2 protein-coding genes are annotated in these 287 nt (G+C 43.6%); both read left to right on the top strand.

Features of this window, described 5'->3' with window-relative positions; all coding sequences use genetic code 11:
• Nucleotides 1-150 (top strand): metal ABC transporter solute-binding protein, Zn/Mn family (locus ABS784_RS17060; RefSeq protein WP_352513383.1); only part of this gene is annotated, 150 nt, incomplete at its 5' end.
• Nucleotide 151: 1 nt separating this feature from the next.
• A partial coding sequence (locus tag ABS784_RS17055) for an ATP-binding cassette domain-containing protein (protein WP_352513381.1) occupies nucleotides 152-287 on the top strand: 136 nt, incomplete at its 3' end.

Genomic DNA, 287 nt, shown 5'->3' with positions numbered 1-287 from the left:
GCGAAAAGTGAAGGAATTAACGTTACATTAGGCGGGGAGCTTTACTCTGATGCAATGGGTGAGGAAGGAACAGAAGAAGGAACTTATATAGGAATGTATCGCCATAATATCAATACGATTTATGAAGCATTAAGCGAAGGAGGAAAATAGCATGGCTGAAGCAGTGCTTCAAGTAGAGAATCTGTCCGCTTCCTATCGAAAAAATACAGTGCTCTTCGATGTGAATTTTGTAGTGCAGGCTGGTTCGTTAGTGGGAATCGTCGGTCCGAACGGTGCTGGAAAGTCGA

Origin of the sequence: Geobacillus sp. G4 (genome assembly GCF_040327975.1) — a bacterium.
Taxonomy (GTDB): Bacteria; Bacillota; Bacilli; order Bacillales; family Anoxybacillaceae; genus Geobacillus; species Geobacillus thermoleovorans.
The sequence above is the reverse complement of the archived record's forward strand: the minus strand, read 5'-3'. Positions and strand labels throughout refer to the sequence as shown.